The sequence below is a fragment of the Pseudomonas sp. FP603 genome (genome assembly GCF_030687415.1).
Lineage (GTDB): Bacteria > Pseudomonadota > Gammaproteobacteria > Pseudomonadales > Pseudomonadaceae > Aquipseudomonas > Aquipseudomonas wuhanensis.
On the sequence record NZ_CP117431.1, the window covers coordinates 5,302,782 to 5,315,332 of the forward strand.

Here is a 12,551-nt window from a genome sequence, read left to right on the forward strand (position 1 = left end):
ATGAACGAAAGGATGATCAGTGGCTGGCAACAAGGACATTCCGCGGATTAAGAATCCACCCTCCGGTGATGGGCATCACGTCACCAACCGCTACATGACTGCCACCGAATTGGCCGAGCGAGACGCCAGACAAAAAGCCTACGAGGCCATGCTGGCCAGGCAAGACGCCTTCGAACGCAGCCGTCAGGTCATAGCGGAAAAGCAGAGGCTCACTCAAGCAGGATGTGTCTTCGCCAAGTCCTGCAAGCTGCCGGACGCCATCATCGATTACTCGAATCCCTCAGGGATGGTGCCGACCGATAGCCTGAAAGACTACGGTGACCTGATTCTGCTGGGTGCTCGCGAAGCGGATGAATCAGGCGCAGTGCCACTGAAGAAGATCAGTGGCACTGCGATTCCCGTCGGTCTGGGCTCCCTCGCTTTGGCCGGCTCGGCATTCGCCGCTATCCCCGCCGCAGCCGCAGGCACCGTCGCAGCGGCGCTGGTTGGTCTCGTAGCTTTGGTCACACCCTCGAGTCTGGGCGACAGCTCGCTTTACACCGAAGACCAACTCCGTGCGCTCAAACAGGCCCGCACCCGCGTTCGCCTGCGGGTCGAGCAACAGACTGACGGCAGCCTAAAGGGATACGGTTTCTACACCGGCAAAAATCGCGACTGGGAAATGGTGGATGTCGCGCAGTTCACATTGCGTGGCAGCCAGCAGGTGGCTGACCTGGGTGACGGCATTGAACTGATCTGGACCCCGGCTGTAGATGGTTCCGACATCCTGGGCATTCCTGCGCTGGAGACTGCCCCGCAAGCGCCGCATATCTGGGTTTACCCCCCGACGAAAGCGGCTGACAGCATCATCGTGAACCCGGTTTATCCGCCGGAGTACAAGGATTTCATCCTCGTGTTTCCGGCTGATTCAGGGATTAGGCCGGTTTACATTGTTCTCAGCCAAATCGGTGATCATTCGTATTATGACCACCCGAAAACGCTTCCCGCATTTCCAGATACAACCCGAGTAAAGTCGAAGTCATCTGTTCAAGGGGGAGGAAAGAAACGCGCTCGTTGGGTTGACCGTAAGGGGCGAATTTATGAATGGGACTACAAAAGTAATGCTGTGGAAAAATACGACAAACTCGGAGTCCATTTAGGCGAATTCAACCACATCACAGGCGAACAAATAGAACCTGCGAAACCAGGCAGAAAAACCTCAAGAAATTAAGGATTACAGCATGCGCCACCTTTCAATAACTGGCTTTTATCCGGATGACAGACAGGACGACTCTTTGCAGTTTGAGCTGGATATCGAAGGAACTGAGCTCAATGAGAAAGTTGCCCATCTTATTGAATCGAAGCCACTAAACGAAGTGGAACCAGGAGAATTACTTTTAAGCGAGAGTCAGGTAATGACGCTGTCAGAACTTCTAGGCGTCAGTTTTCCTGAGGGTCTAGAGTACTTTATGGGCACTTGCGCCAAGCAATGAAATCCATTGTCACAATTAGTCAAATAAAGCCCTGACCAATCACACTGATCGGGCTTTTGCTCAAGAAAACCCAATACAAGGGAGGACTTCGGGATCGCAGGACGGATGCGAAGGGTAGAACAATTTACGAGTGGGATATTTTTCATGGTGAACTTGAAGCCCTGTCAAAATCCACCGACATCCGAATCTTCCCCTTTAATCGCCTAGGCTTGCGCGTCTGCGGTGAATCGACATGGGGCAGCAGGTCCAGATAAGGCTTGCCGGCCTTGGTGATCACCACCCTGCCGCCCTGCCATGCACGCGCACCTGCGGATTTTGCGTCATCACTCATTCGGTCGGGCTCTTGTCGCCATCCTTGGTCTTCGTTGCCGCTCGCAACGTAGCCACTCTACTAAGCTGCCCTGCGGACTTGCGTTTAGGATTGGCGCCGCGAACGGGCGCTTTGGAAACCGGCTTTTGCTGCCCAAGCGGCGGCGTGTAAAGGGTTGTGGCAATGGTCAGCCCCAGCCGCAGCCCGAACTTCCTCAGGATGGCTTCGAGGGTGCTGACGGTCGGATTAGCCTTGTCCTTCTCGATCTGGTACAGAGCCTTGGTCGACATCTTGCACATGGCTGCAAAGGTTTCCTGGTCGAAACCGGTCACTTCAAGCCTTAGCCGACGAATAGCGGTGCCCAGGGTTTCGATCCCCGTCACATGCTGCATGACGATGTCGTCAATGAGCTCCCTGCGCCATTCGTTGATGTTCTCTTTCATCGCAGCCCCCATTCAACCAAGCGTCCTGGCATGGCTTGCCACACAGTCGGAACTATAATGCCAACTATCGTGGCTCAACTCTCCACTTCCAGCAATATAATTCCGGTTATGCACGCGCGTGGTGAAGCGGGCTGCAATTGCAACGCTGTCATTCTTGTTCGGGCGGCGTTTTTTTATTGGCAATGGACTGGGGCTGCTTCGCAGCCCAGCGGGGATAAATCCCCTCGCCACAGGGTCAGCGTCGAGCTGAGCGTTTTTCAAAAGTAGCGTCTAAAGCCCTGCCCATTGACCGGTGCATCGCTACGGATTTTGCACCGCGTCGAAAACAGTCAGTGCAACCCGCCCCGCCTCCCGCTATTAATACCCTTCCCCACTCAAGGACCCGAGCCCACCATGAAATTCGACCTCGCCTACTGCCTCAGCCTCGACGACAAGCTGTCGATCTATGACGTGCGCGATTTGAATTTCGACGAAACCATGGATTTCGATTCCGCCAAGGAACACTTCCAGTGCCCCAACGATGCCTGCCGTTCGGCGTTTGATGCCGCCAACGTGCTGGGGACGTTCAACGCCAAGAATGTGAATTACGTGCGCACGCCGCACTTCAAGAACATGCCCAGCACGCGGCATGTTGCGGATTGTCCTTATGTCAGTCTGAAGACGCCGGCGTCGGGCCTGGAGGCGGATGGAGCGGAATCGGATGACAGTCGGGAGGAGCATTTCCCGTCGGAGTTGTTGCTGACTCGGCGTGAGTATGTGCGTAAGCCGTCGAACCCAACCGTGGCGGCGGATGTTATGCGGGATGACGCAAAACCAGCTTCAGCGGCCAGTAACGTCGAGCATCCGACTCGCGAGTCGGCGCCGGACAAGACCAGCGTCTTCGCCCATCCGGTGGAGTGTTTTGTGTCGAACTTCGAGGACAAGGAGCTGCTCAAGCGCATGCCGCTGAAGATTGGTGAGCACACGGCGCCCTATGGGTCGTTCTTCAAGAAGATCGAATACCTGCAGGACAATAAGGGGCTGATTTACTGGGGCAAGATCAAGGAGATCCAGGATTACACGCAGAGCTTTCGCATCGATTTCGAACAGAAGGTCTGGTTCAAGCAACCGGACGAGGCGAAGAAGAAGCCTTATTCGGTGAACGTTTATCTGAGCAAGAAGCTGATCGACAACTACCGCAAGCGCAAAGCGTTTTTGGAAGAGATCAAGCACGCCGTCGACAGTGAAGCGGAGTTGTATTGCTTCTTTTATGGCGTGACGCCGGAGTTGAAGCAGGTGCCGAGCAAGAAAAACCCCGAACAAACGTTCGGGGTGTTCAGTGCCAATATTGAGAACCTGGATCACTTCATTATTCGGGAAGCGCCGGGGTTGGCGTCGGGCTAAGGTTTAATTTTGTGACAGGTCGAGTTTGACCGCGCCGGGATGTTGCTTGACCACGGCGTACGGCAGTACAGACCAGCCCGGGTCATCGCAATTGCGTTGCACGCGGGCGAAGTACGGTCCCAGGTACAGGCCTTTATCGGTGAAGTACCAGTTGGAATACCCCCAAACGCTTTCGTCGGTGTAATCGCAACTGTCCTCGTCCACCGGCATCTGCATTTCGTCGGGGTACAGCGCGGTGAAACGTTTGATCAGCCATGGCACGAACACTTCGCGCTGATAGGTGAATCGTGCTTTGTCTTCTTCCTCGGTCAAGGCTGTGTCGCCCGCGCCGTCGCGATCGGCGTGCAGCAGCGGCTTGCCTTTGCCAATCCACAGCACGTCTTCCAGCGACAGATTATGACCGGTACGAACGTCGAGGTTGATCGGTGAATTGCCAAAGTCCGGGTGCGCGCCACCGCAGCTGTAGCTGGTGGAGATGTTCAGGCTGACCACATCGGGTGACAGGAATTTGGGGCCGACACCCTGGACGAACTCGGCATACTTTACACCGTGCAGCAGGCAGCCGTGGTAGCTGATGACTTCGCTCCAGAGCCGCCCCAACAATTGCTGATTGATCCGCTGCTGGTCGGCTTTCGGGTAGCCGGATTCGACGCTGAACATGGAGAGACTGGACTCGGGCTGCGTCCACCATTGCAGGTCGTAGCCCATGAAGGACTCTTTCTTGCCCGGCTTGAGTTTCAAGCCTGCAGGCGGAGATATTCGTAAGGGTCGCTTTTCGATAGCGAAGCAATGAAGGGCAAGGCGTCCGCCGCCGGGGCTGGGGGGTTGGCCTCGGTCAACTGCACTTGAAGGACTTTGCCCTTGGGGCTTTTCCATTCACCCTGCCAGCCGTTGGCCGTTTCTTGCAGCTTCAGGTTCGGCAGGGGGTTGTCGTCGCCGTAGCGGTTGTTGCCTTCGGTTAGCGTCAGCGTCTCTTCTTGCAGCGAGCCGCTCAGCGCCAGGTCGCGATGGTATTTCTCATAGAAGTAGCGGCCGGTGACTTCGTCCGGCTGATTGGTGTTGAGTTCCAGCACAATCGGCATGTTGCCCAGGGTGCCGGTGAACACCCGTCTCCCATCCTCGGCATGAGCAGTGGGAGACAACATGAATAACAACGCGGCGACTGGCGCCAGGCGTAACAATCCTTTGAGCATTGATCGATCCCTGAATGAGTCGGAAGCAGCGCCGAGCAGATTGAATGCGGCGCAGGTTGAACGAGGACGGATTATGGCGAGGTTGCCTGGAGGAATCGAGCCTCATTGCACGCCTCACTTCATCGCCATGCTGAGCATCACCACCACCAGCAAACCAATATAAACCCGCGCATGCACCCGATCCGGTATCCGCCCGATCCATGGCGTAGCCAGCCGAATCCCCACCAGCGCCCCAGCCGTCAGCACCGCAAACGCCAGCACATCCACATAACCGACAAACCACGACCCCAGATCAAACTCGGTAAACCCGGCCATCGCCATGTAAGTCAGCGTCCCAACCACCGCAACGGGCAGGCTCAATGGATTAGCCATGGACGTTGCCTGAGACATGCTCAACCCACAACGCCGCAACAACGGCACGGTCATGACGCTGCCGCCCACGCCGAGAAACGTGGCGATGGTGCCGATGCCTACGCCGCCGCCAGACATTTCTGCCCTGCCCAATCGCCGTGGGATTACGGCGTCAGACTGTGTGAGAAAACCGCGTCTAAACAGGCAATCCAGAATGGTCACGCCCAGATAAACGATGAAGGCCAAACGGATCAGCTCACCACTCGCCCACATCGCTGCAACGGCGCCGACGATCGTGCCCAGAGCAATGAACCCGCCCAACGGCCACAGGTAATGGCGAGTGAGATTTCCGGCACGGTGATGTTTTCCGGTGGCGATCAGCGCATTGACGATCATCACGCAGGTCGAGGTGGCCACGGCGATGTGCATCGCCGATTGGCTGATGGGATCGTCGGCGCTGTGACTGGCCGTGAGCATGCGGTACAGCAAGGGCACGACGACGAATCCGCCGCCGAAGCCGAACAGCACGGCGGTGACGCCGGTCATGCAGCCGAAGAGTGCCAGCAAGAGGTAGAAGAACATCGCGCATCGTCCGTTGGTTGAGAGTGGCCGACGATAGAGCGATGGGGCTTGGCCTGCTTCAGCAAGTCAGCCAATAATGTTTGCGTTTACGCCAACCGCTGGATCCGCTCGATGCGCAATGTTTCGATTGATCTGCTGGACGACACGCCACGGCCGGTGGTGGCGATCGGTACGGATTACCCCGACGGTCGTCTGTTACCGCGCCATACCCACCGGCGGGCGCAGTTGTTGTACGGCGCCACCGGGGTGATGCAGGTGAGTACGCATGACGGCAATTGGGTGGTGCCGCCGCAGCGGGCGGTGTGGATTCCGCCGGGGGTGGCGCATGAGGTGTTGATGCTCGGGGTGAGCACGCGCAGTTTGTACATCGAACCGGGGGCGGTTGATCTGGGCAATCGTTGCCAGGTGATCAGTGTTTCGCCGTTGATGCGGCATTTGCTGATGGAGGCGGTGGAGGTTGCGCTGGAGTACGACGAGGCCGGGCGCGACGGTGTATTGATTGACTTGCTGCTGCACGAATTGGCCCGTAGCGCTCACTTGCCGTTGCACATTCCGTTGCCCCTGGATTCGCGGCTGCTTGGGTTGTGTCAGTCGTTTCTCCAGCATCCGAACGCTCATCAATCGCCGCAACAATGGGCCGATCAGTTGCATATCAGTTTGCGTACGTTCAATCGTCTGTTCCGCCAACAAACGGGGCTGAGTTTCAGCCAATGGCGGCAGCGGGCCTGTGTGGTGCTGGCGTTGGCGCGACTGGCGGTGGGCACGCCGGTGACGCGGATTGCACTGGATTTTGGCTATGACAGCCCGGCGGCGTTCTCGACGATGTTTCGTCGTGTATTGGGGCAGGCACCGTCCGTTTGGTTGGAGGGGGCGAAATAGCGAGCTCGCGACCAAACGCAGAACCTGTGGGAGCGAGGCTTGCCCGCGAAGAATGCACCGCGGTTTTTCAGGTATTACGCGTCATCGTTCTTCGCGGGCAAGCCTCGCTCCCACAGGTTTCTGCGCTTGGTACTTTCATTTTCTTGACTCACTGGCGTTAGCCACTGCCTTGTTCTGGCAGCAACTCAAAACTCTGCTCCTTCACATTCTGAGAGTCCAGACCGATTTGCACCCGGAACTCGCCCGGCTCAGCGGCGTACTCCAACTGGGTGTTGAAGAACTTCAAGTCGTTCTCATTAATGCTGAAATGGACCGCTTTCTCCTCTCCGGCCTTGAGCATGATTTTTTGAAAGTTCTTCAGTTCTTTGACCGGACGGCTGACGGTGCCAACGACATCGCGGATATACAGCTGAACCACCGTTTCGCCGTCGCGCGGGCCGACATTCTTCACCATGATGCTGGCGACGAGATTGTCGGTCTTGCTCAGTGTGGTCGACGACAGGGCCATGTCGGTCAGGCTGAAGTCGGTATAACTCAGCCCATAGCCGAAGGGATAAAGCGGACCATGGGATTGATCGAAATATTGCGACGTGTAGTTGCGAAGCCCACCCGCTATGTAGGGGCGCCCGGTGTTCAAGTGGCTGTAGTAATTGGGGATCTGCCCCACGGAGCGTGGAAAGGTGATGGGTAACTTGCCGGACGGGTTGTAGTCGCCGAACAACACATCGGCAACGGCGTTGCCTCCCTCGGAGCCGCTGTACCAGGTTTCCAGAATCGCATCGGCCTGTTTCTGCTCCTTGCCGATGGACAGTGGCCTACCGTTCATCAATACCAGTACCAGCGGCTTGCCGGTGGCTTTCAGGGCAGTGATCAATTCACTCTGGCGCCCAGGTAGATCGAGGCTGGTTCGACTGGCCGCTTCATGAGACATACTGCGAGGTTCACCCACCACAGCAATCACGACATCGGCTTGTTGTGCAGCCTTGACCGCTTCGTCAATCATTTCTGCTGCCGGACGAGGGTCGTTCGCGATTTCGGACACGCCCTGGTATTCCAGGTATTTAACAACCTCCTGATCCTCCTCGAGATTGGCGCCTCGGGCATAGATCAGCGAGCCCTGGTTCATCGCGTTTTTCAGTCCGTCGTAGATCGTCACCGATTGTGCGGGCACGCCACTTGCAGACCAACTGCCCATGATGTCGACGGTACTTTTTGCCAACGGACCTATGAGCGCAATCACGCCCTCTTTTTTTAGCGGCAAGAGCCCGTTTTCATTCTTCAGCAGCACCAATGTCTTGCGTGCCACCTCACGGGCCTGGGCTCTGTGCAGACGGTGTTCGGCATTGTTGTCAGCGGGGTCTTCACTGGCAACGCCGATGCGCCGGTAAGGGTCTTCGAACAGGCCCATGTCGTACTTGGCCCCCAGCACTTCCCGCACCGCGTTATCGATATTGCTCTGGGAAATAGCGCCCGACTCAAGCAGCCCGGGTAGTTCCGGACCATAGGAGAAGTCGTTCATGCTCATAGCAACGCCGGCCCTGATCGCGAGCCTGGCTGCTTCGCGGTGATTCTTCGCAACACCATGCTGAACCAGATCGTTGATCCCGTTATGGTCGCTGATGACCAGTCCCTTGAAGCCCCATGCCTTGCGCAGCAGGTCTTGCATCAACCAGGCATTGGAAGCGGCTGGCACGCCATTTATCGAGTTAAGCGCCACCATCATCGCCCCCGCGCCACCCTCAATTGCCGAACGATAAGGTGGCAGGTAATCCTGGTGCATCCTGGCCAGGCCCATGTCGACGCTGTTGTAGTCGCGTCCACCTTCCACAGCCCCATACAACGCAAAGTGTTTGGCGCTGGCCATGATGCTGTCGGGTGCATTCGGGCTTGTGCCCTGGTAGGCCTGAACCATCGCTTTGGCAATGCGCGACACCAGGTAGGTGTCTTCACCGAAGCCTTCGGAGGTGCGTCCCCAACGAGGGTCCCGGGCGATGTCTATCATCGGGGCGAAGGTCATATCGATACCGTCGGCACTGGCTTCTTTTGCCGCTATCCGACCGCTTAACTCGATAGCGCCAATATCCCAACTGGAGGCCAATGCCAGGCCAATGGGGAAAATGGTTCGATGGCCATGTATCACGTCCCAGCCGAAAAACATCGGTATTTTCAGGCGGCTTTGTTGAGCCGCGTCCTGCATGGGTCGGTTTACGTAACGGCTTACAGAGCCGTAGGTACCACCGATTCGCCCGGCGGCGATCTCTTCGCGCATCTTTTCGGGCGTCATCTTTTCATCAATAGCGATCAACCGCAGTTGGCCGATTTTTTCCTCCAGGGTCATCTGATTTATCAGGTTGCTGACAAAGGCCTCTTTGCTCAACGATGCCATATCAGCCACGACGGGCAGACTTGTAAAACCGATCAGGGCACATAGCAGACGTAGTCTTTTCATGATTCCCTTCCCCGCATAACGCTGTACCGCACTGCGTCATAAACGCCACTTTCCTTGTATTGAAAATCAGAAAGCTGACGTTCAATCGTTGCTGCTGGCGGGAGTTGAAAACCCTGAGCCTTCAAGATCCCGCATAGAAACAGCGTAGTCGGTCCCAGGCGCCTGCCTGAGCGAAAAAAGGAATCGATCAAAAAAATGAGTTTGATCCGGGATCAAAACAACTGTACAAAAACACAGTACATTTTGAATCAGCACTCTCGATCCCGGAGAACACCATGGCCACTCTTGCGATGAAAATCACCCTGGAACGTATCGCCCTCTTCCAGTTCACCCCCGCCCACTGCGCCCAGGCCCGAGCGATGCTGGGCTGGAGTGTTGAAGAGTTATCCGAGGAATCCGGGGTTTCCGTTGATGCCATTCAGCGCTTCGAGGCGGAACGCGATGTGCTGGATGTCACCCGGCTGGCATTGGCGTATCGACTTGAGTCGCAAGGTCTGGTGTTCTTCCCGGGGTTTGCGCCGGGAAGAGGGATGAATGTGAAAGGGTCGACACCGGATCCGGTGGGGCGGGCGGATTATGCGATGGTTGAATGAGGTGTCAGCAGATGAATGAAATCGATGGAAGCAACAGCTGTGTTTATCAGGCGCTGGGCTATTCCGAGGCGGGTGAGATGCGGGCCAAAGCCGAACACGTCATGAAGATTGGCCTGCTCCTCGAAACCGGTCGGCTGAGTAAGACCGAGGCCGCGCAAAGGCTCGGACTGTCTCAGGAGGAGCTGGACGAAATACTGAGTGGAAAGTTTCGCGATTTGACCGTGGCAAAGATCTCGGAATATCCAAACCTGCCTACTGGATGAACGCAGATAGATGGGTTCAGAACTCGGGCCGCTCCATGGCAGGCGGCCCGGCAGCACAACATCAAGCGTTCTGAGGCTCCATCGGATCGCTTACACCCTCCAACCCCAGCCACCAGGTATGACCACGTTGCGGATACATCACGTTGAACGCCTCGCCCATCTGCGGCGTGGTAATCGACACGCTCCGCTCCCAGGCCAACGCCAAAATGCGGTCGAAAGGTTCGTACCAGACGTGCATCGACAGATCGAAGGTGCCGTTGTGGATTGGCAGCAACCAGCGTCCTTTAAGGTCAATGTGCGCTTGCAAGGTTTGCTCGGGCTGCATGTGAACGTGCGGCCACTCGACGTTGTAAGCGCCGGTTTCCATGAGCGTGAGGTCGAACGGACCGTACTGTTGGCCGATACGTTTGAAGCCGTCGAAGTAGCCGCTGTCGCCACTGAAGAAGATCCGCGTATCGCCGTCGATCATCACCCACGATGCCCAAAGGGTGCTGTTGCTGTCGAACAGGCCACGACCGGAAAAGTGCTGTGAGGGTGTGGCGACGAATTGAAGGCCATCGACTTCGGTGCTCTGCCACCAATCCAGTTGGCGCACTTTGCTGGCATCGATCCCCCACTTGATCAGGGTGTCGCCCACACCCTGTGGTGTGAGGAAGTATCGGGTCTTGTCCGCCAGTTTGAGGACAGCCTGATAATCGAGGTGGTCATAGTGATCGTGGGACAGGATCACCGCTTCAATCGGCGGCAGTTCTTCGAGGCTGATCGGTGGCTGGTGGAAGCGCTTCGGGCCGGCCCATTGCACCGGAGAGGCGCGCTCGGCGAAGACCGGGTCGGTGATCCAGAATTTGTCTCGCAGTTTCAGCAGGACTGTGGAATGACCGAGGCGATAGACGCTGTGGTTGGGCGCGGCGATCAACTCGGCCTGGGTCAGGGTTTGCACCGGGACGGGGGCGGACGGTCGGGTGTCGCGTGGTTTGTGGAAGATCATGTTCCAAATGATGCGCAAGGTTTTGCGAAAGCCCTGGCGTTCTACGGGCACATGATTTCGGTACTGACCTTGAGCCTGTCGTGAAGCTTCAGGCGTTGAGGCGTTATCCGCTGGAGAAGTTGAAGTGGCCATGTCTGAATGACTCCAGAAAAACCGCACGATTGACGATTTTCCGTTTGGGACGATAAATGGCCAAGGCACGCACGCATCAGCCGAAGATTCTATATTTCACCGCGCAGGATTAACAAAACATTACACTGCACAGTGTAGTTCCAAGGTTGCATCAAAGCGGATCACAAGTAAACTACCAAGTGTAGTTCCCCACTTCTTCCTGCCTAAGCGTATTTATGACAGCTCCACAGCGCCTCACTGACCGTAAACGCGAAGCCATCATTCAGGCGGCGATTGCCGAATTCCGTGCCAACGGTTTCGACATCACCAGCATGGACAAGATCGCCGCCACCGCTGGCGTGTCGAAGCGCACCGTGTACAACCACTTCCCGAGCAAGGAAGAGTTGTTCGCCGAAATCCTCAATCAATTGTGGGCGCGGGTAACGGCTGAACAGGAAGCGGCCTATCGCCCTGACTTACCCCTGCGCGATCAGTTGCGCCTGATGCTGCAGGCGAAACTGCAGATGCTGTCCGATGAAAATTTTCTCGACCTGGCGCGGGTAGCGATCGCCGCCGCCATCCATTCTCCCGAGCGTGCGCAAAACATGGTCACCCGGATGGGTGAGCGCGAAGAAAGCCTGACTGTGTGGATTCGCGCTGCCCAGGCCGATGGCCTATTAAAACCGGTCGCACCCGAGTTCGCCGCGCAACAGGTCCAGGGATTGCTCAAGTCCTTTGCGTTCTGGCCGCAGATTTCCATGGGCCAGCCAAGCTTGTCGCCCGAGATGCAGCACACCGTCGTGGAGTCGGCGCTAGACATGTTCCTGGCCTGTTATGAGCTCTGAATCGAGCTGCAAAAAATGACAATATCCGCCGCGTTATCGCTGACAGGTCGCTCTGAGTAGAAGCACCGAAATGTGTTTCAGAATGAAACTGGCGCCGGGGCTATAGTGAGCCTCAGTCCCAGCGGCCATGCAGAGAGCACCATGAGCACCCCGACCCGCGAAATCGAAACCGATACCACCGGCCCCGTCGATCACCTGCGCTTTCATCGCCCTCACGCTCATCTGGCACCTACTTTCGGTACCGACCGTTTTGCCCTGCGCGCCGAGGCCTTTGCGCGGTTCTTCGGCACGCCGACTTTTCTCGGCGCCCAAACCCTGATTGTGGTGGTCTGGATTTGCCTGAACCTGTTCGGTGTGACCGATTTCGATGTGTACCCGTTCATCCTGCTTAACCTGGCGTTCAGTCTGCAAGCGGCCTATGCCGCACCGCTGATTCTGCTGGCGCAGACGCGTCAGGCGGCGCGGGACAAAGCCCAGTCAGACGCCGATGCGCGACATCGTGAAGCCTTGGCCGTGGCCAACAGCGATCGTCAGGCCCAAGCTGCGCGACACACCGCGCAACTGTTGGAGCTGCTGGAGCAAAACACCCGGCTCACCGAAATCACCAAGACCCTGACCGAGCGTATCGAAAGCCTGACGTCGGAAATGCATCAACACTTTGTAGGCAAAGAGCCGCCAAAGGCGTGATC

At 56.9% G+C, this 12,551-nt stretch carries 13 protein-coding genes and 2 pseudogenes; 9 read left to right on the forward strand and 6 right to left on the reverse strand.

Annotation, left to right across the window (positions count from 1 at the left end; all coding sequences use genetic code 11):
• The first annotated feature begins 19 nt into the window (after window positions 1–19).
• The 3 genes and pseudogenes from PSH65_RS24475 to PSH65_RS24485 all read left to right on the forward strand — a co-directional run.
• Window positions 20–1,210, forward strand: a complete 1,191-nt coding sequence (locus tag PSH65_RS24475) for an S-type pyocin domain-containing protein (protein ID WP_305422866.1) — start codon at window positions 20–22, stop codon at window positions 1,208–1,210.
• 10 nt (window positions 1,211–1,220) lie between these two features.
• Entirely contained in the window at window positions 1,221–1,472 is a 252-nt protein-coding gene (locus PSH65_RS24480) for a pyocin S6 family toxin immunity protein (protein ID WP_305422867.1), read from the forward strand.
• 56 nt (window positions 1,473–1,528) lie between these two features.
• Window positions 1,529–1,597: pseudogene (locus tag PSH65_RS24485) on the forward strand (hypothetical protein); the annotation flags it as partial.
• A gap of 17 nt (window positions 1,598–1,614) precedes the next feature.
• On the opposite strand, the gene PSH65_RS24490 reads toward PSH65_RS24485, so the two are convergent.
• A complete protein-coding gene (locus tag PSH65_RS24490) occupies window positions 1,615–1,803 on the reverse strand; it encodes a type II toxin-antitoxin system Phd/YefM family antitoxin (RefSeq protein WP_305427083.1) in 189 nt (62 codons plus the stop codon).
• Entirely contained in the window at window positions 1,800–2,225 is a 426-nt protein-coding gene (locus tag PSH65_RS24495; RefSeq protein ID WP_305422868.1) for a helix-turn-helix domain-containing protein, read from the reverse strand. The genes PSH65_RS24490 and PSH65_RS24495 overlap by 4 nt, the downstream gene beginning before the upstream one ends.
• Window positions 2,226–2,618: 393 nt before the next feature.
• Here PSH65_RS24495 and PSH65_RS24500 point away from each other — a divergent pair, with 393 nt between their 5' ends.
• A complete protein-coding gene (locus PSH65_RS24500; RefSeq protein ID WP_305422869.1) occupies window positions 2,619–3,608 on the forward strand; it encodes a hypothetical protein in 990 nt (329 codons plus the stop codon).
• A 3-nt stretch (window positions 3,609–3,611) separates the two neighbouring features.
• On the opposite strand, the pseudogene PSH65_RS24505 reads toward PSH65_RS24500, so the two are convergent.
• Both PSH65_RS24505 and PSH65_RS24510 read right to left on the reverse strand, forming a co-directional pair.
• A pseudogene (locus PSH65_RS24505) lies at window positions 3,612–4,801 on the reverse strand (hypothetical protein).
• A gap of 114 nt (window positions 4,802–4,915) precedes the next feature.
• Entirely contained in the window at window positions 4,916–5,734 is an 819-nt protein-coding gene (locus tag PSH65_RS24510; RefSeq protein WP_305422870.1) for a sulfite exporter TauE/SafE family protein, read from the reverse strand.
• 111 nt (window positions 5,735–5,845) lie between these two features.
• Between PSH65_RS24510 and PSH65_RS24515 the strand changes: the two genes are divergently transcribed.
• A complete protein-coding gene (locus PSH65_RS24515; protein WP_305422871.1) occupies window positions 5,846–6,613 on the forward strand; it encodes a helix-turn-helix domain-containing protein in 768 nt (255 codons plus the stop codon).
• Window positions 6,614–6,770: 157 nt separating this feature from the next.
• Here PSH65_RS24515 and bglX read toward each other — a convergent pair whose 3' ends face one another.
• Window positions 6,771–8,999: a beta-glucosidase BglX gene (gene bglX / locus PSH65_RS24520; RefSeq protein ID WP_370694715.1), complete on the reverse strand. Its 2,229-nt coding sequence runs from the start codon at window positions 8,997–8,999 to the stop codon at window positions 6,771–6,773.
• Between the two features lie 338 nt (window positions 9,000–9,337).
• Between bglX and PSH65_RS24525 the strand changes: the two genes are divergently transcribed.
• Both PSH65_RS24525 and PSH65_RS24530 read left to right on the forward strand, forming a co-directional pair.
• Window positions 9,338–9,655, forward strand: a complete 318-nt coding sequence (locus PSH65_RS24525; protein ID WP_305422874.1) for a helix-turn-helix transcriptional regulator — start codon at window positions 9,338–9,340, stop codon at window positions 9,653–9,655.
• Between the two features lie 11 nt (window positions 9,656–9,666).
• On the forward strand, window positions 9,667–9,918 hold the full coding sequence (locus tag PSH65_RS24530; RefSeq protein WP_305422876.1) for an XRE family transcriptional regulator: 252 nt from the start codon (window positions 9,667–9,669) through the stop codon (window positions 9,916–9,918).
• A 61-nt stretch (window positions 9,919–9,979) separates the two neighbouring features.
• On the opposite strand, the gene PSH65_RS24535 is transcribed toward PSH65_RS24530, so the two are convergent.
• Complete coding sequence (locus PSH65_RS24535; RefSeq protein ID WP_305422878.1) at window positions 9,980–11,038, reverse strand: MBL fold metallo-hydrolase; 1,059 nt, start codon at window positions 11,036–11,038, stop codon at window positions 9,980–9,982.
• 215 nt (window positions 11,039–11,253) lie between these two features.
• Between PSH65_RS24535 and PSH65_RS24540 the strand changes: the two genes are divergently transcribed.
• Complete coding sequence (locus PSH65_RS24540) at window positions 11,254–11,862, forward strand: TetR/AcrR family transcriptional regulator (protein ID WP_305422879.1); 609 nt, start codon at window positions 11,254–11,256, stop codon at window positions 11,860–11,862.
• A gap of 141 nt (window positions 11,863–12,003) precedes the next feature.
• Window positions 12,004–12,549, forward strand: coding sequence for a DUF1003 domain-containing protein (locus tag PSH65_RS24545; RefSeq protein WP_305422880.1), 546 nt, complete (start codon window positions 12,004–12,006; stop codon window positions 12,547–12,549).
• Window positions 12,550–12,551 lie beyond the last annotated feature (2 nt).